General features: G+C 60.1%; 25 protein-coding genes. 16 read left to right on the top strand and 9 right to left on the bottom strand.

Going from position 1 to position 24424, the window contains the following annotated elements; all coding sequences use genetic code 11:
* Window positions 1-161: 161 nt before the first annotated feature.
* Genes BN873_RS08490 through BN873_RS08420 form a run of 15 tightly spaced genes read left to right on the top strand, consistent with a single transcriptional unit; the run spans window position 162 to window position 12951 of the window.
* On the top strand, window positions 162-746 hold the full coding sequence (locus BN873_RS08490) for a flagellar basal body-associated FliL family protein (RefSeq protein WP_048672865.1): 585 nt from the start codon (window positions 162-164) through the stop codon (window positions 744-746).
* Between the two features lie 4 nt (window positions 747-750).
* Window positions 751-1782 (top strand): flagellar motor switch protein FliM, encoded by a 1032-nt coding sequence (gene fliM / locus BN873_RS08485; protein ID WP_082161178.1) that lies wholly within the window; start codon window positions 751-753, stop codon window positions 1780-1782.
* 40 nt (window positions 1783-1822) lie between these two features.
* A complete protein-coding gene (gene fliN, locus BN873_RS08480; protein ID WP_082161177.1) occupies window positions 1823-2167 on the top strand; it encodes a flagellar motor switch protein FliN in 345 nt (114 codons plus the stop codon).
* A 14-nt stretch (window positions 2168-2181) separates the two neighbouring features.
* On the top strand, window positions 2182-2583 hold the full coding sequence (gene fliO, locus BN873_RS08475; RefSeq protein ID WP_048672861.1) for a flagellar biosynthetic protein FliO: 402 nt from the start codon (window positions 2182-2184) through the stop codon (window positions 2581-2583).
* The gene (fliP, locus tag BN873_RS08470) at window positions 2564-3343 is read left to right on the top strand and encodes a flagellar type III secretion system pore protein FliP (RefSeq protein ID WP_277921589.1); all 780 of its coding nucleotides are present in this window, start codon (window positions 2564-2566) and stop codon (window positions 3341-3343) included. The genes fliO and fliP overlap by 20 nt, the downstream gene beginning before the upstream one ends.
* A 15-nt stretch (window positions 3344-3358) precedes the next feature.
* Window positions 3359-3628, top strand: coding sequence for a flagellar biosynthesis protein FliQ (fliQ, locus tag BN873_RS08465; RefSeq protein WP_048672860.1), 270 nt, complete (start codon window positions 3359-3361; stop codon window positions 3626-3628).
* A gap of 5 nt (window positions 3629-3633) precedes the next feature.
* Window positions 3634-4413, top strand: a complete 780-nt coding sequence (gene fliR / locus BN873_RS08460; protein WP_048672858.1) for a flagellar biosynthetic protein FliR — start codon at window positions 3634-3636, stop codon at window positions 4411-4413.
* Window positions 4413-5534, top strand: a complete 1122-nt coding sequence (flhB, locus tag BN873_RS08455) for a flagellar biosynthesis protein FlhB (protein WP_048672856.1) — start codon at window positions 4413-4415, stop codon at window positions 5532-5534. Before fliR ends, flhB begins: the two co-directional genes overlap by 1 nt.
* A 12-nt stretch (window positions 5535-5546) precedes the next feature.
* Window positions 5547-7628 carry a flagellar biosynthesis protein FlhA gene (flhA, locus tag BN873_RS08450; RefSeq protein WP_048672854.1) on the top strand — a complete coding sequence of 694 codons (2082 nt, stop codon included), beginning with the start codon at window positions 5547-5549 and terminating at the stop codon, window positions 7626-7628.
* Window positions 7629-7688: 60 nt separating this feature from the next.
* Window positions 7689-9011 carry a flagellar biosynthesis GTPase FlhF gene (gene flhF, locus BN873_RS08445; protein WP_048672851.1) on the top strand — a complete coding sequence of 441 codons (1323 nt, stop codon included), beginning with the start codon at window positions 7689-7691 and terminating at the stop codon, window positions 9009-9011.
* Window positions 9004-9888: a MinD/ParA family protein gene (locus tag BN873_RS08440; RefSeq protein ID WP_048672972.1), complete on the top strand. Its 885-nt coding sequence runs from the start codon at window positions 9004-9006 to the stop codon at window positions 9886-9888. The genes flhF and BN873_RS08440 overlap by 8 nt, the downstream gene beginning before the upstream one ends.
* The gene (locus BN873_RS08435; protein WP_048672850.1) at window positions 9885-10610 is read left to right on the top strand and encodes an RNA polymerase sigma factor FliA; all 726 of its coding nucleotides are present in this window, start codon (window positions 9885-9887) and stop codon (window positions 10608-10610) included. Before BN873_RS08440 ends, BN873_RS08435 begins: the two co-directional genes overlap by 4 nt.
* A 25-nt stretch (window positions 10611-10635) precedes the next feature.
* Window positions 10636-11379, top strand: coding sequence for a flagellar motor protein (locus tag BN873_RS08430; RefSeq protein ID WP_048672849.1), 744 nt, complete (start codon window positions 10636-10638; stop codon window positions 11377-11379).
* 10 nt (window positions 11380-11389) lie between these two features.
* Window positions 11390-12370, top strand: a complete 981-nt coding sequence (motD, locus tag BN873_RS08425; RefSeq protein ID WP_048672847.1) for a flagellar motor protein MotD — start codon at window positions 11390-11392, stop codon at window positions 12368-12370.
* Between the two features lie 47 nt (window positions 12371-12417).
* Window positions 12418-12951, top strand: coding sequence for a DUF2802 domain-containing protein (locus tag BN873_RS08420; RefSeq protein ID WP_048672845.1), 534 nt, complete (start codon window positions 12418-12420; stop codon window positions 12949-12951).
* A 26-nt stretch (window positions 12952-12977) separates the two neighbouring features.
* Here BN873_RS08420 and BN873_RS08415 read toward each other — a convergent pair whose 3' ends face one another.
* From BN873_RS08415 to BN873_RS08405, 3 genes are read right to left on the bottom strand one after another with little or no spacing between them, the layout of a single operon-like run.
* Window positions 12978-13664 (bottom strand): ABC transporter ATP-binding protein, encoded by a 687-nt coding sequence (locus BN873_RS08415; RefSeq protein WP_048672842.1) that lies wholly within the window; start codon window positions 13662-13664, stop codon window positions 12978-12980.
* Complete coding sequence (locus BN873_RS08410; RefSeq protein WP_048672840.1) at window positions 13661-14905, bottom strand: ABC transporter permease; 1245 nt, start codon at window positions 14903-14905, stop codon at window positions 13661-13663. The genes BN873_RS08415 and BN873_RS08410 overlap by 4 nt, the downstream gene beginning before the upstream one ends.
* Window positions 14906-14908: 3 nt before the next feature.
* A complete protein-coding gene (locus BN873_RS08405; RefSeq protein ID WP_048672837.1) occupies window positions 14909-15940 on the bottom strand; it encodes an efflux RND transporter periplasmic adaptor subunit in 1032 nt (343 codons plus the stop codon).
* 456 nt (window positions 15941-16396) lie between these two features.
* On the opposite strand from BN873_RS08405, the gene BN873_RS08400 reads away from it, so the two are divergent.
* A complete protein-coding gene (locus BN873_RS08400; RefSeq protein ID WP_048672834.1) occupies window positions 16397-16975 on the top strand; it encodes a TMEM175 family protein in 579 nt (192 codons plus the stop codon).
* A 17-nt stretch (window positions 16976-16992) separates the two neighbouring features.
* Here BN873_RS08400 and BN873_RS08395 read toward each other — a convergent pair whose 3' ends face one another.
* From BN873_RS08395 to BN873_RS08375, 6 genes are all read right to left on the bottom strand, one after another.
* Window positions 16993-18201, bottom strand: a complete 1209-nt coding sequence (locus tag BN873_RS08395; RefSeq protein ID WP_048672832.1) for an ABC transporter permease — start codon at window positions 18199-18201, stop codon at window positions 16993-16995.
* Window positions 18201-18923, bottom strand: coding sequence for an ABC transporter ATP-binding protein (locus BN873_RS08390; RefSeq protein ID WP_048672830.1), 723 nt, complete (start codon window positions 18921-18923; stop codon window positions 18201-18203). Before BN873_RS08390 ends, BN873_RS08395 begins: the two co-directional genes overlap by 1 nt.
* Entirely contained in the window at window positions 18920-20230 is a 1311-nt protein-coding gene (locus BN873_RS08385) for an efflux RND transporter periplasmic adaptor subunit (protein ID WP_048672827.1), read from the bottom strand. Before BN873_RS08385 ends, BN873_RS08390 begins: the two co-directional genes overlap by 4 nt.
* Window positions 20231-20232: 2 nt before the next feature.
* A complete protein-coding gene (locus tag BN873_RS08380) occupies window positions 20233-21720 on the bottom strand; it encodes an efflux transporter outer membrane subunit (protein WP_048672824.1) in 1488 nt (495 codons plus the stop codon).
* Window positions 21721-21941: 221 nt separating this feature from the next.
* On the bottom strand, window positions 21942-22082 hold the full coding sequence (locus BN873_RS20370; RefSeq protein ID WP_171820440.1) for a hypothetical protein: 141 nt from the start codon (window positions 22080-22082) through the stop codon (window positions 21942-21944).
* 27 nt (window positions 22083-22109) lie between these two features.
* A complete protein-coding gene (locus tag BN873_RS08375; RefSeq protein WP_048672821.1) occupies window positions 22110-24050 on the bottom strand; it encodes a DUF4178 domain-containing protein in 1941 nt (646 codons plus the stop codon).
* Window positions 24051-24424 lie beyond the last annotated feature (374 nt).

Raw genomic sequence — 24424 nt, 5'->3', positions numbered from 1 at the left:
GCTGGCTAAAAATCGGTACTGCCGGTTTTTCGACGATCCCCATTCTTGATCAATAGCTCTTTGAAAAAAATAAAAATTTTTCAAATAGCGAGTGATGGCGCGTTATTTGCTAAACGCTCGTCAAGCAGGCTTTATCGACTCTCCAGACTTTAGGAACTCGTATGGCTCAGAAAGACGAGGCCAAGGCACCGGCCAAAAAAGGCGCCGGCATCATGAAAATTCTATTCCTCCTGTTGGCCGCTGTTTTATTGGTCAGCGGCGCTGTGGGCGCGACCCTCTATTACACCGGCGCGCTGCATAAAACCGCCGAGGTTGCCCAGGAGGAGGAAGAGCCTCCCGCTCCCAAAGCGGCTGAGGGACACGGCAGCAAACCGGCCAAGGCCCAGCGCAAAGCCAAGGCTGGCGGTCATGGCGAGACCGCCGCCCGCGCGCCGATCTATCAGGCGCTCGATCCGCCATTCATCGTCAACTTTGAAGATCAAGGGGTATTGCGCTACTTGCAAATTGGTCTGTCGGTGATGGCCAGAGAGCAGCAGATTATCGATGCGGTCAACAACAACATGCCGCAAATTCGCAATAACCTCATTCTGCTGTTTGGTGGCCAGAAATTGGAAACCTTCAACGGTAATGAGGGCAGAGAGCGGTTACGCACGCAAGCCTTGGAACAGATCCAAGCCGTGCTGAACGAGGAGATTGGCGAGCCGGGTATTGAAGCGATTTACTACACCGCATTCGTGATGCAGTAACGTCATGTCAACCGACGAACTCCTCAGCCCGGACGAGCGAGAAGCTCTGATGGAAGTCGTGTCGGAAACCGGTTGTTCAGGTGTCGAGACGGTAGGGGATCAAGAAAGCGCCCTACCATACGACCTGGCCGGTCAGGACTACGCCATCAGCAGCTTGCTGCCGGTGCTGGAGACCATTCACGAACGCTTCGCCCACCGCTTGGGAATCGGCTTATTCGATTTGGTGCGCCGCGAGTTGACCGTCACGGCCAAATCGGTCGAGCGGCGGGCTTATCCCGATTTCACCCGATCACTCGGCGCACCGTGCAGCGCCAATATCATCCAGTTAAGTCCACTCAGTGGCCCGGCGCTGCTGGTGTTTGATGTTGAGCTGATTTTTATGATTGTCGATACCTTTTTCGGCGGCACCGGACGCATGTACAAATCCACCAGCGTCAGGGATTTCACCACCATTGAAACCCGTTTCATCCAGCGCCTGCTGGATCTGTGCTTCAGTTGCTTGGAAGAAGCCTGGCAGCCGTTCGTGGCGCTCAAGTGCAACCGGATCGGTTCGGAAAACAGGCCGCAATTCATCACCGCGCTCAATTCAAACGAACCGCTGACCGTCTGTACCATCCAGATCAGCCGCGACAACATTGCCGGTAACGTGCACTTGGCGTTGCCGTACTCCCTGCTGGAACCGATCCGCAAAACCCTGCTCAGCAGCCTCTGCCAAGAGCACCCAAACCCCAGCCCGGCGCTCACCGAGCGGTTGCACGACGGCTTACAGGAAAGCCAGGTCGAGGTGCGCTGCGCGTTGGCCGGATTTGAACTCAGTCTCAGCGATTTGCTGGCTTTGCGGGTCGGTGACGTGATTCCGGTCAATATCCCGCCGACCGCCGTGTTGCGGGTCGAAGAGGTGCCGCTCTACAGCGGTCATTACGGGATCGCGCAGGGTTGGAGCGCGCTCAAGATCGATCAGGCCCTCAGCGCGCCCGATGATTGGGCGAGTCGCCTAACACCGCCTGATTTCGCGCCATTCGCGCCGGCGCCCTAAGCCTGATTTCCACAAACCCATTACCCCAGAGTGTATTTTGATGAATGCGCAAGCCGATACCCTCGAATCCGCGCCAGCCACACCCGCACTGGGTGAGGGGGCCGATCTACTCGGTGGCAAGACCGGACAGAATCTGGACATGGTGCTGGATATTCCCATCAACCTGTCGCTGGAGCTGGGCCATACCCGAATGAGCATCCGCGAACTGCTGCGCCTCACCCAGGGTTCGGTGGTGAAACTGGATCGGCCCGGCGGTGACCCGCTCGATATCCTGGTCAACGGTTGCCTGGTGGCTCGCGGCGAAGTGGTGGTGGTCAACGACCGCTTCGGCGTGCGGATCACCGATATCGTCAGCCAGGAAGAGCGGGTCCGGCGGCTACGATGAGCGGACGATACACGATGGCGACCGCTCTTTTAGCCTTACCAGGGTTGGCGGTAGGGGCCGAAATCGGGCGACCGGAAGCGGCAGTGACGGCGCTGCCGGGGAGTGCGATGCTGGGCCAACTGAGCCTGGGCCTGGTGGCGGTGCTGGTGGTGGCGGTCGGCTTGAGTTGGCTGGCACGCCGTTACGCGCTGCCCAAGGATGGACTGATCCGGGTCATCGGCGGACTGCCGTTGAGCAATCGGGAACGGCTACTGGTCATCGAGATAGACCAAACCCGCCTGCTGATCGGCATCACGCCCCAGCAGATTCAAACCCTGCATGTGCTGGCCGCGCCGTCCACCCAACCGGCTGAACCGTTTCCATTCTCGCTCGCGCCCCTCACGCCGGAGTTGCCGAATGATGCTGCAAAACCTTGAAGGTCGGCCGTTAAAGCGCAGGATTGGCTGGGGATTGATCCTGATGCTGCTGCTGTGGGCGCCGGTGCTGGTGGCTGCACCGGGTTTACCGGCGGTAACGGTGACGCAGACGGCGGGCGGCGGTGAAACCTGGTCACTGAGCCTGCAAATCCTGGCGCTGATGACCGCGCTGACCTTGCTGCCCTCGGCATTGCTGATGATGACCGCTTTCACTCGGATCATCATCGTCCTGGCCATGCTGCGGCAGGCATTGGGCACCATGCAGACCCCATCCAACCAGATCCTGATCGGGTTGGCGCTGTTTTTGACCTTCTTCATCATGGCGCCGGTGTTCGAACGCATCAACGACCGGGCCATCGCCCCGTATCTCAAAGAGACGATCACCTTCCAGCAGGCGCTGGAGGAAGCCCGCCAACCGTTGCAGGCTTTCATGTTGGCGCAGACCCGCGAGAGCGATCTGGCGTTGTTCGTGCGCCTGTCCGGTCGGGAGAAGCTGGAATCAGCGGATCAAGTGCCGTTTACTCTGCTGGTGCCCGCCTACATCACCAGCGAGCTGAAAACCGCGTTCCAGATCGCGTTCATGCTGTTTATTCCCTTTCTGATCGTCGATTTGGTGGTGGCCAGCGTGTTGATGGCGATGGGCATGATGATGCTCTCACCGATGATGATTTCATTACCGCTCAAGTTGATGCTGTTCGTCTTGGTCGATGGGTGGACGTTGCTGGCCAGTACGCTGGCAGCCAGTTTCTACCTGCCTTGACTCTTGGAGTACGCCATGACCCCGGAAACCGTCATCACCCTCGGCCAGCGCGCCATGGAACTGGCCATCCTGGTCTCGGCGCCGATGTTATTGGCGGCCTTGCTGGTCGGCGTCTTGATCAGCCTGTTTCAAGCGGCGACCCAGATCAACGAAATGACCCTGAGCTTCGTGCCCAAGCTGCTGGTGCTGGTGGCAGTGTTGTTGTTGGCCGGGCCGTGGATGTTGGAGCTTCTGGTCGATTTCACTCGGGATTTATTGAAAGATATCCCAAATCTGATCGGCTAAAGGCCATGGAGATCAGCACCGCTGAAATTGCCGCCTGGGTCGGTAGCTTCCTGTGGCCGTTGGCCCGAGTTGCCGCCCTGATGAGCGTCGCGCCGGTGCTCAGCTCGCGGATTTTGCCGCGCCGGGTTCGGTTGATGCTGGCATTGGCGCTGACTTGGGCCATCGTGCCGCTGCTGCCGCCGATGCCGGCGATTGAGCCGATCAGCCCCGCCGGCATCCTGGTGGTCGCCCAGCAAATCCTGATCGGTTTGAGCATGGGGTTTGCGCTGCGGCTGGTGTTCGGTGCGCTGGAGTTAGGCGGCCAAATCATCACCACTCAGATGGGGCTGGGTTTTGCCAGCCTGATCGATCCACAAAACGGCACCCAAAGCACGCTGCTGAGCCAATTCTATACGCTGCTCGGCAGCTTGATTTTTCTGGCCTTGAACGGCCATCTGCTGCTGATCGGGTTGTTGGCCGATAGCTTTATCACGTTGCCGCCGGCCCCGACCGGCGCAGGGCGTGAGCTGTTGTGGGGCCTGGTCGTCTGGGCGGGGCATACCTTTGCCGGGGCGGTGCTGATCGCCTTGCCGGCCATCGCTTCGCTGCTGGTGGTTAATCTCGCCTTCGGGGTAATGACGCGCGCCGCGCCTCAGCTCAACATCTTTGCGGTCGGCTTCCCGGTGACGCTGGTATTGGGTCTACTGGTCATACTCTACAATCTGCCCACCCTGTTCGATCAACTCAACAGCCTGTTTGACCAGGCGTTTCTGGTGATTGGCCAAATGACCGGAAGGAGCGGCTGATGGCAGAAAATGCGGACGGCCAGGAACGTACTGAAGAGGCAACACCGCGACGCCAACAGGAAGCGGCCGAGCAGGGCCAGGTTGCCCGCTCCCGCGAGCTGACTACGTTGGCAATGCTATTGTCTGCTGCCTTAGGTTTGCTGATGCTGGGACCGAGCCTGCTGGAGGGCTTAGCGGTACAGATGCGCGCCGGGTTGACGCTGGATGCCCGAAAGATAACCGATCCCGGCCAGATGACCGCTGTGCTCGGTCAAGCCTTCTTCGATTGGGTGCTGCTGCTGGCGCCATTCCTGGGCCTGATGGTGGTGGTCGCGCTGTGCGCCCCGCTGGCACTCGGCAGTTGGACCTTCAGCTTAAAATTACGCTGGGAACATCTCAACGTCTTGAAGGGCCTGGCCCGGCTGTTTTCCTGGCATGGGTTGGTGGAATTGGCCAAAGCGCTGGCTAAATTTTTGGTGGTCGGCGGGGTGGCGGTGATTCTGCTGTGGCGGGGTGAAGCCGAGTTACTGCAATTGGGTCAGGAACCGCTGGCATCGGCGCTGGCCCACACCGCCCGGACCCTTGGTTGGACCTTCCTGATGCTCACCCTGCCGATGCTGCTGATTGCCGGGGTGGACGTGCCGTTTCAACTGCTGAGTTTTCTGCGCAATTTGCGGATGACCAAGCAGGAGATCCGCGACGAATTGAAGGACACCGAGGGTAAGCCGGAGGTCAAGGGCCGCATCCGCCGCTTGCAGCAGGAATTCGCCCAGCGGCGGATGATGGAGAACGTGCCGACCGCCGATATTCTCGTCACCAACCCCAGCCATTACGCGGTGGCTCTGCAATACAAGCCGGAGACCATGAAGGCGCCGGTCATCGTGGCGTTGGGCGTCGAGCAGATGGCGCTGCGTATCCGCGAAGTGGCCGGGCGGCACAAGATTCCGCGCGTGGAATCGCCCTTGTTGGCCCGCGCTTTGTATTACAACGGTGCGCTCGATAAGCCGGTGCCCGTCAGCCTCTATCAGGCGGTCGCGCAAGTGCTCGCCTATGTCTACCGCTTACGCCGTGATGGCGAGTTAACCGGTGAGGCAATCGTGATGACCGACGTGCCGGTACCCGCCGAACTGCGTACTGAATAGGGAAAATCGTCAATGAACCTGACCGCCACGTTAAGCGGCATGGCCCGCTCCGGGCTGGGCGCACCCCTTCTGCTGATCATCATTCTGGCGATGGTGGTGGTGCCGCTGCCGCCTTTCGCTTTGGATGTGTTCTTCACCTTCAACATCGCGCTATCGCTGGTGGTGTTGCTGGCCACCATCTACAGCGAGCGGCCGCTGGATTTTGCGGTATTCCCCACCGTGCTGCTGGTCACCACCTTGCTGCGCTTGGCGCTCAATGTGGCTTCAACCCGCGTCGTGCTGCTGCATGGCCACCAGGGTGGTGATGCGGCCGGTAAGGTGATCGAGGCATTCGGCCATTTTGTGGTCGGCGGTAACTACGCCGTCGGCATGGTGGTATTCGCCATCCTCACCATCATCAACTTTGTCGTCGTTACCAAAGGCGCAGGCCGGGTCTCGGAAGTCAGCGCTCGCTTTACCCTGGATGCCATGCCCGGCAAGCAGATGGCCATCGACGCCGATCTTAACGCGGGGATCATCGATCAGGTGGAGGCCAAGCGTCGGCGGGGCGAGGTGGTGCAGGAAGCAGATTTCTACGGTTCGATGGACGGCGCCAGCAAATTCGTGCGCGGCGATGCCGTCGCCGGCCTGTTGATCCTGTTCATCAATATGCTCGGTGGTATGGCGATTGGTACCCTTCAACACAGCTTGCCGATAGCCGAGGCTGCCGAGTTTTACACGCTGCTGACGATTGGTGACGGTCTGGTGGCGCAACTGCCGTCGCTGCTGCTCTCGACGGCCGCCGCCATCATGGTGACCCGCGCCTCCGGTTCGCAGGACATCGGCCAGCAGGTCACCCAGCAGTTATTCGGCAGTCCGCAAACCTTGGGCGTGACGGCCGGGATCATCGGGATGCTGGGGTTAATTCCGGGAATGCCCAACCTGGTGTTTTTAAGCCTGGCCGGCGGCGCGGGCTATCTGTCCTGGCGCCTGGCGCAAAAGCGGCGGACGGCTCCTGCGCCGACCGAGGGTGGCGACGCTGGGCCTGCCGGTCAGACCGACAATGCGGATAACCGTGAAGTCGGCTGGGACGATGTGCCGCCGCTGGATACCATCGGCATGGAAGTGGGTTATCGCTTGATCGCCCTGGTGGATCGCAACCAGAACGGTCAGTTGCTGGGTCGCATCAAGGGCGTGCGCAAGAAATTATCGCAGGAACTGGGTTTTCTGATTCCGCCGGTTCACATCCGCGACAACCTCGATCTGGCACCGACTTTGTACCGGATTACCCTGCTGGGGGTGACGGCTGCCGAATCGGAAGTGTTCCCCGACCGCCAGCTTGCGATCAACCCCGGTCATGCGCAAAGCACCTTGCCCGGCATCGCCGCCCAAGACCCGGCTTTCAAATTGCCGGCTATTTGGATCGAACCTGGCTTACGGGAACAGGCCCAGACACTGGGTTATACCGTGGTCGATGCCGGCACCGTGATTGCCACCCATCTCAACCAGATTCTGTTGGCCCACGCTCACGAATTGCTGGGCCATGAGGAAACGCAACAACTGTTGGATCGGCTGGCGCAAAACGCGCCGCGCCTTGTTCAGGACCTGGTGCCGAAAACCTTGCCGCTGCGGGTGGTTGCGCGTGTGCTGCAAAACCTGCTGCTGGAAAAAGTGCCGGTTCGGGATATGCGGACTATCGCCGAAACTTTGGCGGAGCATGGAGCCAAGAGTCAGGACCCTGACAGCCTGACCGCTGCGGTTCGTATCGCACTAGGGAGAATTATTATTCAAAATATCAATGGCTTGGACGAAGAATTGCCTGTTATTACGCTGCCCGCAGAATTGGAACAGATATTGCTCCGTACCTTGCAAATGGGCAAGGACGAGCAGGCCCCCCTGGAGCCGGGATTAGCCGAACGCTTACACGGTACCCTGCTTGAAACAGCCCAGAAACAGGAGGTGTTGGGTCAACCGGCGATCTTGCTGGTTCCAGACGTGATCCGCGTGATGCTGGCGCGGTTCGTGCGCCACGGTGTACCCAATCTCCATGTCCTCGCCTTCAGCGAGGTGCCTGAGGATAAGAAACTCAAGGTTATCGCCACGGTCGGCAAGTGAGCGAAGCCAGCAAGGTTTGCCTCGGACCCATAGGCCGCGATCATAGCGGGAATGAAAACGATGAAGATCAAACGATTGAACGCCGCCAATATCCGCGAAGCCATGCGGAAAGTACGGGAGGAATTAGGCCCGGATGCGGTGATCTTGTCCAACCAGCATTCTGCCAACGGCCTTGAGATTGTCGCGGCCGTGGATTACGACGAACGCTTGCTGGCTGAGATGCTGCCGCCCAGTGTGGCCGATACCGGACGCCAGCCGACGACGGCAAGGCCGGAAACCAACGCGACCGAGCAGACAACACCCCAATCAATGGCCCGGCCAGCCGGTCCAGCGCCAGCGCCTCGCTCAGTTATTCCCACCGTCCAGCCGCGACCGGCTGCAAACACCGAGCCGATGACCCCGATCCCACCGGCCACCGACAAGGCCCGTGTGGTTTGGTCGCAAGATCCGTTATTAGTGGAAATGCGCCACCAGTTGCAAGTCATGCACGGCTTACTGGAGCAGCAGCTTTCTGGGTTGGCTTGGGGCGAGCTAGGGCGCCAGCAGCCCCATCGGGCCGACTTGCTGGGTCGCCTCCTGGAGTTCGGTTGCCACCCCACGCTTTGCTTGCGCTTGGCCGATGCCGCCGCCGCTGAGAGTGATCCGGCGCGGGCATGGCGGTTGGCGCTGAACACTTTAGGGCGCGGCCTATCGGTCACGGGTGACGACATTCTGACCCAAGGCGGGGTGGTGGCACTGATCGGCCCCACCGGCGTCGGCAAAACTACCACCATCGCCAAGCTCGCTGCTCGCTATAACCTGCGTCACGGATCGAATCGCGTGGCCCTGATCACGACCGACAGCTACCGCATCGGCGCCTTCGAGCAGCTTTCCACCTTCGGCATGATCCTGGATGCGCCGGTGCGGCTGGTGCGGACTGCGCAGGAATTGCAAGAAGCTCTCAAAGCCTTCGCCAACAAGGATCTGGTATTGATCGACACGGCGGGCATGGGGCAGCGTGATGTGCGCCTGTCGCAACAGTTTGCCTTGTTAAGCGATTCCACCAAGATACGCAGCTACTTGGTGCTGGCCGCCAACGCCCAGCACGCAGTGTTGCAAGAGACGATGACCGCCTTCGCCCGTGTGCCGCTGAGCGGCGCCATCCTGACCAAGGTCGATGAAACCGCCCGCTTGGGCGCGGCGCTGTCGGCCGTGCATGGCGAGGCACTACCGGTAGCCTACCTTTGCGATGGCCAACGGGTGCCGGAAGATCTCCAGTCCGCTCAGGTCGATGCGTTGATCCGGTTGGGCGAGGAATTCGCCGGGCCGCGCGATGCACTCGTTCCCGACGATACCCTCGCGCTGACCTTCGGGAAGAGGTTGACCGCTCATGTTCATGCCTGAATCTGTCCATTATCCAGTCGGTGACGCGCGGCAACCAGCCCAAAGCCGGCCGGTGCGGGTCATCTGCGTGACCAGCGGCAAGGGCGGCGTCGGCAAGACCAACGTCACGGTGAATCTGGCCCTGGCGCTGAGTCTGCAAAACCAAAGCGTCATGCTGCTGGATGCCGACCTTGGCTTGGCCAACGTCGATGTCATGCTCGGCTTGCGGCCGCTTTACAACCTTTCTCATGTCATCAGTCAGGAGCGAAGCCTGGCAGAAGTCATCGTGAGCGGCCCGAACGGCATTCGCATCGTTCCGGCCAGTTCCGGCATCAAGCGCATGGCGGAGCTGACCCCGCAAGAAAACGCTGGCCTGGTTGGCGCGTTCAGCGAATTGAACGATTCGCTGGATGTTCTGCTGATCGATTCCTGCGCCGGTATTTCCGAGAGTGTCGTCACCTTTAGCCGCGCTTCTCACGAAGTAATGGTGGTGGTTTGTGACGAGCCGGCTTCGATCACCGACGCCTATGCCCTGATCAAATTGCTCAGCCAGGAACATGGCATGGATCGCTTCCAGATTCTGGCCAACCGGGTGGCGAGTGCGCAGGAAGGCCGCGAACTGTTTCACAAGCTGCTGCGGGTGTCGGATCGGTTTTTGGATGTCGCGTTGAATTTTTGCGGCTTTATCCCGGAAGACCCCCAGTTACGCAAAGCCGTCCGCGCCCAACGAGCGGTGGTGGAAGCCTTTCCCAACAGTCGCTCGGCGGAAGCCTTTCATCGGCTCTCAGCGCAGATCATCGGCCGCTGGCCGATCCCGCGCGATGCCAGCGGCTATCTCCAGTTTTTTATTGAACGCCTGATTGATCCGGCCGGCCGCCTCAAGGAGCTGGCCGCATGAAAGGCGTGGCCCTCTATGCCACTCTCGGCGGCGATACGGCGGATGATCTGGTGGCCCGACACGCACCGCAGATTAAGCGGATCGCCTATCACCTGCTGGCACGGTTGCCGGCATCGATCCAGGTTGACGACCTGATCCAGGCCGGTATGTTGGGCCTGCTGGATGCCGCCCGCCGTTACGATGCGGGACAGGGTGCCAGTTTTACCACCTTCGCCGAGCCACGTATCCGTGGTGCCATGCTCGACGAAATCCGCAAAGGCGATTGGACGCCGCGCTCGGTGCATCGTCGGGCGCGCGAAATTACGGCGGCGATCCATGCGGTGGAGACCGCCACCGGCCGCGAAGCCCGTGATGGCGCCATCGCCGAACATCTTGGCATGAGCTTGACCAACTATCACGCCACCCTGGCTGATTTGCGCGGCCAGAAGTTGCTTTCGCTTGACCAGGCCGACCCGGACGAGGAAGGGGAAATCCAGCGGGTGCCCGCGCCCGGCGGTGATCCGGCTGAAACGGTCAACCGGGAATCGTTACTCAAATCGCTGGCGGCTGCCATCGACCTGCTGCCGGAGCGGGAGAAGCTGGTGCTGTCGCTGTATTACGACGAAGAGCTACATCTGAAGGAAATCGGCGCCGTGCTGGGCGTCAGCGAATCCCGCGTCTGCCAATTGCACAGCCAAGCGCTCGCGCGATTGCGGGCGCGGGTTGCGGCGGCAACGGCGTAAACCCTGATTCGGTGGAGCGGAACCTATGGATATTTTGACCCTAACCGGCCTGATCGTCGCATTCGGCGGCATCGTCGGTGGCATGTTGATCGAAGGTGGCCACATTAGCTCTCTGATCAACGGCCCGGCGTTTTTGATCGTGGTCGGCGGCACCATTGGCGCGGTTCTGGTGCAAACCCCGATGGTGGTGTTCAAGCGGGCCTTGGCGCGGTCAAAGTGGGCTTTCCTGCCGCCAACCGTCGCCATGGAGTCGGCTATTGAAAAAATCGTCGAGTGGAGCAACATCGCCCGCAAGGAAGGCTTGTTGCGGCTGGAGGATCATATCCAGCAGGAACCCGATCCGTTCGCCTCCAAGGCATTGCAACTGCTGGTGGACGGTAAGGAGCCGGAGGAAATCCGGCATATCCTGGAGCTGGATATGAGCATTCGTGAGGAAGATGACTTGCAGGCCGTCGGCTTCTTCGAAGGCGTTGGCGGTTACGCGCCGACCATCGGGATCATCGGCGCCGTGCTCGGCCTGATCCATGTGATGGGTAATCTTGCCGATCCCAGCAAACTCGGCGGCGGTATCGCTGCCGCGTTCGTCGCCACCATTTATGGCCTGCTGCTGGCCAACGTCTTCGCCCTGCCCATGGGCAATAAGATCAAAAGCTCTATCAAGAAACAGACCCGTCTGTGCGAGCTGATCATCGAGGGGGTGATTGCCATTGCCCACGGTGAGAATCCGCGCAATATCGAATCCCGCTTGCAGGGTTTTACCCAGAAGTGACGAGGCTGCCATGAGCCGTAAAAAACACGCTGAAGCCCACGAAAACCACGAGCGCTGGCTCGTGTCTTACGCCGATTTCATCACCTTGTTGTTTGCATTCTTCGTGGTGATGTACGCCGTCTCCTCAGTTAACGAGGGCAAATTTCGGGTGTTGGCCGATTCGATGATGGTGGCGTTTCGCTCATCCAATCCCAGCAGCTTAAAACCGATTCAGTTGGGTGGAATGGTCGGCACAGCGAGCCGGCAAGCGGTCGGCCAGGCGAGCACGGCGCCGAGTGTGGCGCCGGATTTGCGCCCGCTGCCCGCGTCGATCATCCAACGTGCGCCGCGTGTGATGCTTAGCATGACGCGCGGCCCGGCCTTGACCGGTGGCCCGACCCCGGTGTTGGCTGGTGATAAAGCCGCTAAAAGTGGTCGGCAGGCCAATGCTGATCCCAATCTGGCCAAGGTAGCGGCCAAGCTCCAGGATTATCTGTCGGATTTGATCCGCAGCGATGTGGTGAACCTGCGCAGCAGCGCGTTTTGGCTGGAGGTGGAGATCAAGAACAGCATCTTGTTCGCCAGTGGGAGCGCCACTGTCAATCCTGAGGCAGTGCCGGCCCTGGCGGCCATCGCGGATATCTTGCGCGAGATTCCCAACCGCATTCAGGTGGAAGGCTTCACCGACGACCGGCCGATCAGTACGCCAGTCTACCCGTCGAATTGGGAGCTATCAGCCGCTCGCGCCGCCAGTGTGGTCCATGTGTTGATGAACAGCGGGGTACGGCCGGAACGGATGTCGGCGATTGGTTACGGTGAATACCAGCCTATCGCGGATAATCGTAGCGAGCAGGGCCGTTTGCAAAATCGCCGGGTGGTGTTGGTGATCATGGGCAATGTGGATAACCGCTACCCGACATCTGAGCCGGAAAAAACCAGTGATCCACCTCTCGCTCCGCCTTCCACTACAATAGCGGAGAGTTCGGTTGTACCCGGCAAATCACGCAAGTGAACGGGTACGTTGATCCTTACTTTTACAGCGCCTATCGGAATTGATCCATGAACGACGTTTTATTCCACGGTATCGCGCTTGTTGCCCTGTTAGCCAGTAACGTTTTGCTGGTTACGGTGGGTTTTTTGGTGGGCCGGCGATTCTTTGCGACGCCGGAGAGTCAGGCTGGGCGGGAAGGCGAGGCCCATCTGCATCAGGACATTAAGGGCGTTGCGCTGTCGCTGGCCACATTGGGCGAGCGGCTGGCACGACTGGAGGCACAGATCGGCCAGCTTCGTGATCAGAGCAGTGCGTCAGGTCTGTCGCTGCATCGTGATGCCGACCAGAAATTTTTCAAAGTCGCCACTAAGTTGGCGCTGCAAGGCGCTCAAGTAGATGAGATCATAGAACTGTGCGGTTTAGGCCGGGGCGAGGCGGAATTGATCTGTATGCTGCATTCGAGCAATCAAGTCAGCCCCAGCAGCGTGGCCGGTGAATCGATCCAGCAGTTGACCGCTCGCCTTGCCGAACCGCGCACCAGCACAGACGACGGCGATGCTTTCGAAGCCTTGAATCTTGCCCGTTCGCGGCGGGCTGGTTAACAGGTCTTTAACCGATCCGCGCTGAGTTACATCCGCCACTTGGGATCGATCAAACCATCGACGATGCCGATTTGTCGGTCGGCGGCTTTGGCGAAGGTAAGATCGTGCGTGACCGCAATCACGGTCTTGCCGAACTCGCGGGTCAGGTCGTGCAGGATTTGCCGGACATTGGCGCCGGCGCGAGTATCCAGATTGCCGGTCGGTTCGTCGGCCAGAATGATCAGCGGATCGTTGGCGAGCGCGCGGGCGATGGCGGCCCGCTGGCGTTGGCCGCCGGAAATCTGGTGGGGCCGCTTGTGCCAATGCTCGCGCAGACCCAGTTGGTCGAGCAGATGCTCGGCACGTTGCCGGGCAAGATCCTCGGCCAGCGCGCCCAACCGCCGCATCGGCAGCAACACGTTATCCAGCACCGAAAATTCAGCCAGCAGGAAATGAAACTGAAAGACGAAGCCGAGCTTTTGCAAGCGGGTGGTCGCCAGTTCGTCCTCGCCAAAGCCGGAGGTATCCTGACCGTCCAGCAGGATGCGGCCGGAAGTCGGGGTATCGAGCAGGCCCAGCAGGTACAACAGCGAGGATTTGCCGGAGCCGGACGGTCCCATGATGGCGACGAACTCGCCGCGTTCTACAGCCAGCGAGACATCCTGCACCAGGGTGACGGGCACTTCAGCGGGCAACACCCGCCCGACCTGCTCTGCGGTCAAAATGGCGTTCACCCCATCCCCCGCAAGATCGCTACCGGCTGCACCTGCCCGGCCTTGCGCGCAGGCAGATAGGCCGCGCCCATCGCGGAGACCAGGGCGAAACCGGCCGCCAGCAGGTATTGCTCATAACCCCAGTAAATCGGCAAATGCACCAGTTCACTCACGCCGGGCGGCTTGATTTCGACGCGCCCCAGCAGGGCCATCAGGCCGGTGCCGAGCAGCACGCCCATGCCACTGCCGATCAAACCGAGGATGACGCCTTCCGCCAGGAAAATCCGGCGCACGTCGCGGGCGTGAAAACCCATCGATTTGAGGATGGCGATATCGTGGGTTTTCTCCATCACGATGGTGGAGATGGTGTTGTAAATGCCGAACGCGGCCACCACCAGAATCGCCGACACCACGCTGTACATGATCATGTTGCGCACGAACAGCACGCTCATCAAATCTTCCGAGGCTTCCAGCCACGACACCGATTTGTAGCCGGTGCGCGCTTCGATGATGGCGGCAACATCGCGCGCGGTGTAGGGATCGTCGAGCTGGATGATGAAGCGGTTGATCCGGTTGGGCCGATCCAGCAGGCTCTGCGCCCGCTTGAGCGAAACGAAGGTTTGCGTTTCGTCGTAACCGGCGTTGCCCGTGCGAAAAATGCCGACGATCTTCAGCGCGCGCACCTCGCCGGTGGCCGAGGCGACATTCAGCACGCTGCCCATGCTCAGCCCGAACTTCTTGGCTAGGCCGACCCCGATGATGATGCCGTTGGAATTGGCGGCCAGCGCGTCCAGCGAACCGTCGATCAGCTTTTCCTCGATGGTCGAGACCTGTTTCATCTTGGCGGGAATCGCGCCGGTGAGGGTGACGCCCTGGGTGCGACCGGCGAAGGTGAGGACTACGGAACTGACCAGGGTCGGGGCGGCGCGTAAGCCTGGCAGCGATTCGATGAAGGCGAGTTTTTGGGCATGGCCGCGAATGCCGCGCACTTCGTTCAAGGGCTTGACCCGGCGCACTTCGACCGCGCCGTCTGGCCAGCGCGAGACCGCCGATTGGCTGGCGGGGTTGCGGTATTCATCCGAAAGGGTGATATGCGGGCTGTTATCGACCAGCCGCTTGATGAAATCGTACTCGGAACCGCGCATCAGCGACGACACTGCCAGAAAGAACGCGACCCCCAGCACAATACCGATCAGCGATACCAGGGTTGATCGCTTGCGATGGATCAGATGGGTCAGGGCGATGCCGAGTTGGATCGACACGGCTCAACTGGCTTTAGCGGCTGGATCGGGCGTCGGTTGGCTGCGCGCCGCGCAGCCTTCTTTCAGTTCGGCAACGGGCCGGATCACGAGCGAGTCGGTTTCCGCCAGACCCGACAGGATTTCGATGCGTTTTTCACCGTTGATGCCGGTTTGCACCGGCTGGCGGTGTAACTGGCCCTCGCGCACCACCCAGACATGGCCATCGACTACCGCGCTGGCGGGCGCCAGGAGGGCGTTGGCGCGCTCGGTGACGATGATATTGACCTCGGCGGTCATACCGATGCGCAGCGGTGAGGTATCGTCGAGTTCGATCCGTACCCGGAAACTGCGGCTGACCGGATCGCCCTTGGGGGTGATCGCCGCCAGACGGGCGTCGATCACCCGATCCGGCAAAGCCGGGGCGCGGATCAATACCCGTTGGCCGGGATGCACCAGGCTAATGTCTTCCTCATCGACTTCCGCTTCGACCCGTAGCGGTTCGCGGCGCGCGAAATAAAAAACCGGCTGGTTGGCCGGGATCAGTTGGCCGATTTCGCCATCGCGGCGCAGGATTTGCCCGTCGGCGGGCGCGGTCAAGGTCATGAAGGCGCGTAAGGCGCGGGCGCGCGCCACGGCGGCGTCGGCGGCTTGCCACTCCGAACGGGTCCGGTCGCGCTCCAATACCGTACCCAGTCCACGATCCAATAAAGTTTGCGCCCGCTCGACTTGGGTTTTGGCGAAACGCGCCCGCGCCTCCAACTCATCGACTGAACGCTGCAAATCGCCATCTTCCAACCGGGCCAGTTCCTGACCGGCGCGGACTTGTGCGCCTTCGTCCGCTTTTAGCTCCATCAACCGCCCGGCGCTGCGGGGGGCAAGGGGGAGCATGACCGGCGGCTCCACCGTGCCGGTGGCGTAGACCGCGCGCACCGCCGGACCACGGGTCGGGTGGGCGGTTTCCACGGTGATCGGCCCAATGAACCGCCACGCCAGGAAACCGCCACCCGCCAATATGCCCAGCGTGATGAGTATCAAAAGAAAGGGGTGCCGTTTCATCCGGCCATGATAACTGTTTTAAGGCTACCCGCTACTTACGAGAGCATTTTCAAGGGGGCGGAATCCAGTAAGCTGCGATTGCCAAAAATGAAGTTACAACCAGAACAATCAGTTGCTTGCGCCGAAGGGAAGGCAAAGGGATTCCTAAAAAAGTGTACTGTCTATGCGGAAGTCTAGTCATTGATGGATCTCCTAAGCACCTATACAACGCAGCCTTTGGAGATTGTTTCTCGCTAGGGCCTCCAAGGTTCAAATCTAGGAGGCGTTTTTAACTATGTTTTGCTGTCAGTCAATCGCTCCGCCTCCTTGAGTTGATCGCGCTTCCCACTAGACTTGGGCTGAAATATTAAGACTCATCTTTAGACTCAGAGGATCATCAGACTGACCATTCTGCCTTGATCCAAGCTAAACAGTCTGAGCGTTTTCTGCCAATTCATGGCAACTGTGGGAGCATTTATGCAAAAAAACCGTCTGGAAGCGTTTAGCGATGGGGTGCTGGCCATCATCATCACGATCATGGTGCTGGAACTGAAAGTACCGCACGGAGAAGGACTTGAAGCGTTATACCCGCTTGCGCCGGTCTTGCTCAGTTACGTGCTGAGCTTCCTGTACGTGGGTATCTACTGGAACAATCACCACCACCTGCTGCACACCGTCAAGCGGGTCAAGGGCGGCGTCCTATGGGCCAATCTTCATCTGCTGTTCTGGCTGTCGCTGCTGCCGTTCGTCACCGGCTGGATGGGCGAAAACCACTTCTCGGCGCTTCCTTCAGCCCTGTATGGCGTGGTATTGCTGATGGCGGCCATTGCCTACTGGATTCTGACCCAGGCCATCATCGTGGCGGATGGTCCCGATTCGCTGCTGGCCAAAGCGATTGGCAAAGACCGTAAAGGCAATTGGTCGGTGGTTGCCTACGCCCTGGCGATTCCCCTGGCCTTCGTCCATCAGTCGATTGCTCAGGTCATTTATCTGGGAGTTGCGCTGCTCTGGCTGATACCGGATACGCGGGTTGAGAAAGTGCTGACTGAGGACTGACGCTATTTGCTTCGTGCTCACTCATGTCGTAACGCCTCAATCGGATCAAGTCGGGCCGCGCGGCGGGCCGGAAAATAGCCAAAGACAATGCCAATCGCCGCTGAGAACCCGAACGACAACAGATTGATAAAGGGATCGAACAAAAACGGCACCCGCATCACTTGCGCTAAGCCGACCGAGGCCAGCGCCGCCAGCGCGATGCCGACCAGTCCGCCCAGCGCCGCCAGCGCCACCGCTTCCACCAGAAATTGCAGCAGCACTTCCCGCTCCAGCGCGCCGATGGCCAGCCGGATGCCAATTTCGCGGGTGCGCTCGGTCACGGATACCAGCATGATGTTCATGATGCCGATACCGCCGACCAGCAAACTGACTGCCGCGACCGCACCCAGCAGCCCGGTCAGGACTTTGGTGGTGCCGGTCATGGTTTCTGCGATCTGGCGAGTGTCGAGGATGGAAAAATTATCGTCGGCGTTTTCCGCCAGCTTGCGCCGCTCGCGCAGCAACAGCCGCAGATCGGCCATGACCTGATCGGTGTCCGCGCCGTCCTGCGCCGACACCATCAGGCTGTTGACATCCTGCGTGCCGGTCAGCCGCCGTTGCAGGGTGCGCAGTGGGATGACGGTGATGTCGTCCTGATCCGTACCCATCGCCGATTGGCCCTTGGACGCCAGCACACCGATGATTTCACAGGAAAAATTGCCGACCCGCATTTGGCTATCCAGCGCCGATCCCCGCCCGAACAGTTGCTTGCGGATGGTCTCGCCGATCACGCACACGGCCTTACCGGCCCGCTGCTCGCCCTCGGTGAACAGCCGCCCACTCGCCAGTCGCCAGTTCGCCACCGCGAAATACGATTCGGTGCTGCCGGTGATGCTGGTCGCCCAGTTATTCGCGCCATACACCACCGTGGAGGAGCGGGTGGCAACCGGCGCGACCCCTTTGATGCCGCCGATCTGCCCGGCAATCGCTTCGGCATCAGCCACCTTAAAACGCGGGGCGGCGGAACCGTCGCGCATCGGGCCGAGCTGCTGGCCGGGCCGAATGATGATCAGGTTGCTGCCCAGGCTGCCGATCTGATCGGCGACCACGCGGGTGGCGCCGTTGCCGAGCGTGACCATCGTGATCACCGCGCCGACTCCGATCACGATGCCGAGGATGGTCAGAAACGAGCGCAGCAAGTTGCGGCGGATCGCGCGCAAGGCCAGTAACAGGCTGCTCCAAAACATCAGGTGTCCTCGCGGTGTCGATGGTCGGTATCGACCCGGCCATCCCGAAAGTGAATGATCCGCTTGGCGTAGTGGGCCATCTCCGGCTCGTGGGTGACCATCAGCACGGTAATGCCCCGGTCGCGGTTCAGCGCCACCAGCAAGTCCATGATTTCGTGACTGCGCTGGCTGTCGAGGTTGCCGGTCGGCTCATCAGCCAGCAGCACGGTGGGATCGGTGACGATGGCGCGAGCGATGGCGACCCGCTGTTGCTGGCCGCCGGACAGCTCGGCGGGCGTATGTTTTTCCCAGCGCAACAGGCCGACCGCATCCAGCGCCGCGCGTGCCCTGGCGTGGCGGGCGGCGCGGGCCTCACCCCGGTAGACCAGCGGCAATTCGACGTTTTCCAGCGCCGTCGTTCGCGCCAATAGATTAAAACCCTGGAATACGAAACCGAGATAATGCCGCCGCAACAGGGCGCGCTGGTTGCGCGACAGTTGTTCAACGTGCATCCCGCGAAAGCGGTACGCGCCTGCGGTGGGGCTATCCAGACAACCGAGAATATTCATGGCGGTGGATTTACCGGAACCGCTTGGCCCCATCACCGCCACAAAATCGCTCTGATCGATTCGTAAATCCACCCCGCGCAAAGCTTGAAACGCCGCCTGGCCCTCACCGTAAACCTTAGTGACGGCTTGCAATTCGATCAGCGGCGGCGGCTCGGCTGCGGCCGATGCGCTCATTTTGCACTGCTCAGGCTGGCGGTGATGACCGGTGTACCGACCGCCAGCCCCTCGCCTGAGACTTCGGTCATCCGGCCATCGGAACTGCCGACGGTGACCGACACCGCGACCGGTTGACCGTCGCGCAGCACCCAAAGCTGGCGCGGGCCGCTTTTTTTGTCGGATGCTACCCGCCCGCTGCGCCGCCCACCCATCCCGCGTGGCGGACGCGGCATCAGGCTGGCCAGCAGCCCGCCGCCGGGTTTCGATTCAACCTCTGTCGGCGGCGGGGTGAAGCGCAGTGCGGCGTTGGGAGCCAGCAGCACGTTTTCCCGCTCGGCAGTGACGATTTCGGCGGTGGCGGTCATGCCGGGGCGCAAACTCAAATCGTCGTTGTTGACCTTGAGGATGGTTTTATAAGTCACTACGTTGTTGACCGTTTCCGCCCCATAGCGCACCAGATCGATGCGGGCCGGATAGCGGCGGCTGGGGTAGGCGTCCACGGTGAAGGTGGCGGCTTGCTCCGGCTTGATCTGGCCGACATCGGCTTCATCGACATCGACTTGCAATTCCATTTGCGCCAGATTTTCCGCCAGTTTGAACAGCACCGGCGCTTGCAGGGACGCCGCCACGGTCTGGCCGGGATCGGCGGAACGGGTCAGCACCACGCCGTCGATGGGCGAACGGATTGAGGCTTTCGTTAAATCGGTTTCGGTGGTGCGCAGGGTGGCGCGGGTTTCTTCGACCGCTGCCCTGGCGCTGGCCTCATCGGCGATGGCGCGCTCCAGTTTGGCTTCGGCGGCTTCCAGTTCGGCGGGCGCGGGCACCTTGCCGCCGCTCAATTTGGCGACTTGCCGCAAGCGGCCGAGATTGGCGCGGGTTTCCTTGACGGTGGCGATGGCTTGCAACACTTTGGCTTCGGCCGAGGCCAGCGTGGCTTTGGCTTTGGCGATTTGATCGGTGAGTTTGGCGACATTCAGCCGGGCCAGCACCTCGCCTTTTTTCACCCGGTCGTTGTAATCGACGAACACCGCTTCAATAGTGCCGGACAGCTCGCTGCCGATGGCGACTTCATTGACCGGGGCCAGCTTGCCGGTCGCCGATACCGTAACCCGCAGACTGCCCTGAGTCAGTGGTTCGGTTTGATAGGGTGGCGCGGCCTGACTGTCGGCCTGGGCTTGGACATAGTAGTAGCCACCGAGCGCCAGCGCAGCGAGGACGCCGAGCGCCAGCAGCCAGCGGATGAGGCTGCCCACGCGGCTTTGCGGAGTGTCCACGCCGATGATTTTGGCCAATTCAGCATCGGCGGTATTGAGCGGGAGATTCACGATCAGTGTCCTTGAGCCGACGTGGCGACGGTCGCGGCTGAAGCCGACCAACCACCGCCCAGCGCCTTGTACAGTTGGATCAGGGCGGAAGCGTGTTCAGCCTGACTCGATTGCAGATTATCTTCAAGATTCAACACGCTGCGTTCGGTATCCAGCACGGTTTGAAAGTCGATGATCCCGGCGCTATAGCGTTGCCGGGCCAGAGTTGCGGCCAGCCGCGCGGCCTGCACGGCATCCACCAAATGCCGCTGCCGTTGCCGCGTATTGGCCAGGGCGGTCAGGGCGTTTTCCACGTCGGAAAATGCGTTCAGTACTGTGGACTGGTAAGCGATGAAGGCTTGTTCCTGCACGGCGGTTTGAATCTCGATCTGCTGGCGGATGCGCCCGGCGTCGAAAATCGGCGCGGCGATGCTGCCCACGATCCCACGCGCCAGCGCGTCAGCCCCGGCCAGCGCGCCGAGGCTTAAAGCGTCCAGGCTCAGCGAACCGCTGAGCTTAAAGCTGGGATATTGGGCCGCCTGCGCCACGCCGATCCGCGCCGTTTCCGCCGCCAATTTGCGTTCGGCGGCGCGCACGTCCGGTCGTTGGCGCAGGGTGTCGGCGGGAATGCTGACGGTCACCCGCGCCGGCACTTGCGGGATGTTTCTCGCCTCAGTCAGCCGCCCCGCCAGTGCGCCGGGGGTTTGGCCGAGCAGGATTTCCAGCCGGTGTTGGGCTTGCGCGAAACCGGTTTCGAGCGTCGGGATTTGGGCGCGGGTCTGGGCCAGATTGGCGCGGGCCTGCTCCACGTCCAGCGTGGAAACCAGACCGGCCTGCGCCCGCCATTGCGCCAGTTGCAGAGTTTCCGCCTGTGAAGCGACGTTGGCCTGAGCGATAGCCAGCCGCTCCTGATAAGCGCGCAGCTCCACATAATTCACCGCCACTTCGGCGGTCAGGGAGACTTGTACGGCGTAGAGATTCTCCGCCGTGGCTTCCAGATCAGCCTGGGCGGCTTCCTCGTTGCGTCGCAGCCCGCCGAATACATCCGGCTCCCAACTGGCGTCGAAACCGGCGCTGTACAGTTCGCGGGTTTTACCGGCGCCGGTCTCGGCGCTGCCTTTTGAGACATTGGCCGTACCGGAAGCGGTGACGGTCGGAAAGCGGTTGGTTACGACCAGCGCGCGGCGGGCGCGAGCTTCGCGCAGTTTGGCCTGAGCGGTACGGAGATCGAGGCTGGTTTGCAACGCCTGTTCGACCAGTTCAGTCAACACCGGATCGTCCAGTTGGCGCCACCAGTGGGCCAATTCCTCTGGCGTGGCCCGAACAAGCCCGACCCGCGCCGCTGCGGCGCTTTGCCATGTCGCCGGAGCGGTCGGAACGGGTGCGCTGTAGTTCGGCCCAACTGCCGCGCAGCCACCCAGCAGCCCAGCAATTGCAACTAATAACACCGTATCGCGCTGCCATAATGCGGCAGGTTTAGTGGCTGACCGCCAGCCAACGGCTGTTTTCAATATACGCTGCTCCGATTGCGGATAGACGGGCCAATTTCAGCCGAATAATTCGCCATGCTCCGTGAGGGGAGGCTGAATATGAAGACAACTATCTATCGGCAATGGTGCGTACCCTCGCCGCGAGCTGTAGGATGGAGTGCTGCCGAGCCGCTGCCGAGTAGGATAGTGATATGCCATCCCAACGGTTTTTTACCGGTGTCCTGCGGTTGGTAACGGGGAGATTATTTGTGATAAATACCCTGGCCCATCCCTGCTGGGCTTTTGGCCTCACTGGTGCCAACCAGGCTCCAACCTCGATATTGCGCAATCCCAAACAGCGCAAGGATCAAAATGCCGCTGATTAGATAGCTGCGGTATAGCATGGTTTCACCCGCTCCCTTTCCGGCCGATTAATCGTCATCATCGCTGTCATACTCATCGTTACTGGAGGGTATCGGATCGCTGTCCGCCCAGCGCGCCCGTTCGTAAGCGCGTGCCCGCCAGCTAAAGATCAGCGGAAAAATCAGCAAAGCGAGTAACGCGAAAAAGAAATTGCTCCAGCTTGGGGTATCGCGGAAGAAGGTAAAGGTGCAGGTGACGGTGGGGGAGTTGGGCGCTAATTCACCCTCAACGCTCAAATAATAAGTACCGGCTGGAATGCCTGAAAGCACCGCCAGATCCTCAGTACTGCCTTCGGACCAGGCGTCGCCTTCATCGATCCCCTGGTAGTAGCTGATCTCCTGGTTGATGGTATGACTGGCACCGCTATCGCGTTCGATCAGGGTCATTTCGAGATAGATCCAATTGTTATTGAGATTGGTCTGGGTACGAATCTCGATGTTGCTCGTTCTGCCACTGACGGTAAACGGTTCGCTGGTCAGCGCTTTATTCTGCGTACTGGCATCAAACAATAAGGTTTGTTGATGGATGCGCGCATTGCTGGACAAACTGATCACGATGATTTGGCCAATGATCAGCAAGCCTAAAAACAGCCAGCGGAGTCGGCGAAACTTGGGCCGTTGCGCTTCGTAGGGCGAAGGCTGGTTGGCTCCAATACCAATCCGCACCGGCAGGGTTTCTGCGATCTGAAAGGTCTTTTGAATCGTCTCCGGCTCGAGGTATTCGGCGCGCGACCAGACCATTTCCTTATCGGTGCGTTCCTGGCTCAACTGAAAGGGCGGGGCGATGTAATCGCTGATCAGGCAGCGCTCTCCCACTTGCACCCGCCAGTAAAACTCGCCGAGCACATAGCTGACTTCAGCCTCAGCCGTTTGGAATAACCGGTAGCTGTGTTGGTGAAAAGACGCGCGGCTATTGGCGCCGTAGCCGGTTACTAACGGCGGCTCGTTGAGGGTGCTCACCCAACTCCAATGGCCGTTATATTCCACCAACCAACGGAAGCCCTGTTCACGGTGAAAGAGCAGGTATTCACTCCATTCGTAATGGATGCCATCGACGCTAATCCGGCGGCGCAGATAGCCGATGACTTCATAATCGATATCCTCCAGGCGTCCGTGGGTGCCGAGCGCAATGACCGGCTCATAGTTGATTTGCGCCTTGAAGGTCGAGAGAATCCGAAAGTTATTATCGGTAATATCAATGATGGCCCCGCAAGTACCACACGCCAGGGACTCGGTATGACCTTTGGCCCGGACAGTCAGCGAGCTGCCACAGCCCGGACACTGGAACGCCTCGGCTGCAATCCCTTGATCGGGTTCCCAGCCAGCGGGCATCACTTGGCGTAGATGCGTCAATTGCAGGTCGTTGAAAGGCACCTGCTTACCCACAAACACCAGCGGCGGATCTTCGCTGTAATCAAGCGTTGCGAAGATGTTGCCCTGACCTTGCAGATCAACCACGGGCGCCTCGTAGCCCGCGCCGACCCGAATCGGTAATTCCCCTTCGCCGGCGATACAGCGGGCGGTTTCGATGTTACTGACCTGAAATAAACGGCCCTTGAGGGTCACGTTTTGCCCGGCGCGTAGCTCGGAAAACGGCGGCAGTGGCTCTGGGGGATGAATAATAAAGGTCAGGGCATAATTGCCCAAGGTTTCCCCAAGCCAACCGCCGCGCTGATTCTCAAACAGCAGATACCATTCGTTCCAAATCCCCTGGCCGTAACGCAGTTGGATACGGCCGACCACGCTAAACCGGGCCTTGCGATAAACGCCTTCCGTACCAAGCTGGATCGGGGAACTGTCGGGGAGCAATTCCGCCATCTTGCCGATGTTTTGCAACTCCAGATCGTGGCGGATCAGCGTGCTTTTACAGTAGGCGCAGATTGCCAGCAGCGAAACCGCTGACTGGAAGTTGACGGCGGCCCCACAGGAGGGGCAGTTGGCGGTTTTCATAAGCAGGTCAACATAGCAGGGAGTCAATTAAGGAAATGTAGATTTTATATCATCATCTTTATACCAATCTAACCAAAGCCCAGCAATTAGGGAAAGTTAGCAGCCAAAATCCCGGTCGTCACCTGAAAATCACATCAAGGCATCGGGAGGAGGGTGACAAGTTATCCACAAAAACTGTGGATAACTCTACAGCGAGCACTAGACCATAACCGGGACGACCAGAAAAAACCGCAGGTTGATATCAAAGGTACAAATTGATCAAAAAATACTCAACATGGATGGCAGTTTTATCGTCCCATCGAACACAAGTGGGCACAGGCCAAAGCTATCGGTAAAGCCCCAGAAATTTCTTCCATAAGAAGTCAACCGGTAAA

The sequence above is a fragment of the Candidatus Competibacter denitrificans Run_A_D11 genome (assembly GCF_001051235.1).
Taxonomy (GTDB): Bacteria; Pseudomonadota; Gammaproteobacteria; order Competibacterales; family Competibacteraceae; genus Competibacter_A; species Competibacter_A denitrificans.
The sequence above is the reverse complement of the archived record's forward strand: the minus strand, read 5'-3'. Positions and strand labels throughout refer to the sequence as shown.

Coding starts and splice junctions, on each gene's coding strand:
- BN873_RS08435 (WP_048672850.1), top strand. CDS start 9,885: ATGAAAGGCGTGGCCCTCTATGCCACTCTCGGCGGCGATACGGCGGAT.
- fliM (WP_082161178.1), top strand. CDS start 751: ATGTCAACCGACGAACTCCTCAGCCCGGACGAGCGAGAAGCTCTGATG.
- fliR (WP_048672858.1), top strand. CDS start 3,634: ATGGAGATCAGCACCGCTGAAATTGCCGCCTGGGTCGGTAGCTTCCTG.
- BN873_RS08395 (WP_048672832.1), bottom strand. CDS start 18,201: ATGTTTTGGAGCAGCCTGTTACTGGCCTTGCGCGCGATCCGCCGCAAC.
- BN873_RS08420 (WP_048672845.1), top strand. CDS start 12,418: ATGAACGACGTTTTATTCCACGGTATCGCGCTTGTTGCCCTGTTAGCC.
- BN873_RS20370 (WP_171820440.1), bottom strand. CDS start 22,082: ATGCTATACCGCAGCTATCTAATCAGCGGCATTTTGATCCTTGCGCTG.
- BN873_RS08430 (WP_048672849.1), top strand. CDS start 10,636: ATGGATATTTTGACCCTAACCGGCCTGATCGTCGCATTCGGCGGCATC.
- fliO (WP_048672861.1), top strand. CDS start 2,182: ATGGCGACCGCTCTTTTAGCCTTACCAGGGTTGGCGGTAGGGGCCGAA.
- flhF (WP_048672851.1), top strand. CDS start 7,689: ATGAAGATCAAACGATTGAACGCCGCCAATATCCGCGAAGCCATGCGG.
- BN873_RS08440 (WP_048672972.1), top strand. CDS start 9,004: ATGCCTGAATCTGTCCATTATCCAGTCGGTGACGCGCGGCAACCAGCC.
- BN873_RS08390 (WP_048672830.1), bottom strand. CDS start 18,923: ATGAGCGCATCGGCCGCAGCCGAGCCGCCGCCGCTGATCGAATTGCAA.
- flhB (WP_048672856.1), top strand. CDS start 4,413: ATGGCAGAAAATGCGGACGGCCAGGAACGTACTGAAGAGGCAACACCG.
- flhA (WP_048672854.1), top strand. CDS start 5,547: ATGAACCTGACCGCCACGTTAAGCGGCATGGCCCGCTCCGGGCTGGGC.
- fliP (WP_277921589.1), top strand. CDS start 2,564: ATGATGCTGCAAAACCTTGAAGGTCGGCCGTTAAAGCGCAGGATTGGC.
- BN873_RS08405 (WP_048672837.1), bottom strand. CDS start 15,940: ATGAAACGGCACCCCTTTCTTTTGATACTCATCACGCTGGGCATATTG.
- BN873_RS08375 (WP_048672821.1), bottom strand. CDS start 24,050: ATGAAAACCGCCAACTGCCCCTCCTGTGGGGCCGCCGTCAACTTCCAG.
- motD (WP_048672847.1), top strand. CDS start 11,390: ATGAGCCGTAAAAAACACGCTGAAGCCCACGAAAACCACGAGCGCTGG.
- fliQ (WP_048672860.1), top strand. CDS start 3,359: ATGACCCCGGAAACCGTCATCACCCTCGGCCAGCGCGCCATGGAACTG.
- BN873_RS08490 (WP_048672865.1), top strand. CDS start 162: ATGGCTCAGAAAGACGAGGCCAAGGCACCGGCCAAAAAAGGCGCCGGC.
- fliN (WP_082161177.1), top strand. CDS start 1,823: ATGAATGCGCAAGCCGATACCCTCGAATCCGCGCCAGCCACACCCGCA.
- BN873_RS08400 (WP_048672834.1), top strand. CDS start 16,397: ATGCAAAAAAACCGTCTGGAAGCGTTTAGCGATGGGGTGCTGGCCATC.